The sequence below is a fragment of the Nocardioides cremeus genome (assembly GCF_030518195.1).
GTDB classification, from domain to species: domain Bacteria; phylum Actinomycetota; class Actinomycetes; order Propionibacteriales; family Nocardioidaceae; genus Nocardioides; species Nocardioides cremeus.
On sequence record NZ_JAULSC010000414.1, the window covers coordinates 1 to 226 of the forward strand.

Annotated in this window: 1 pseudogene; it reads right to left on the bottom strand. The window is 83.2% G+C overall.

The annotated features are described in order from the left end of the window. Positions 1-226: pseudogene (locus QWJ41_RS21555) on the bottom strand (DAK2 domain-containing protein); the annotation flags it as partial.

Here is a 226-nt window from a genome sequence, read left to right on the forward strand (position 1 = left end):
CCGGCCGATCCGCGGCAGGACCGGCTCGGGCCGGCGCCCGGTCAGCGCGGTCTCGGCGGCGTCGAGGACCACGCTGAGCCCCCGCCCGCCGGCGTCGACGACACCGGCGTCGGCCCGCGCCTGCAGCTGGCCGGGAGTGCGCGCCAGCGCCGCGCGGGCCGCCGCGGCGGCGTCCGTGAAGACGTCTCGGGTGCGCGCCCCGGGCTCCTCGGGCGTCACCGCGGGC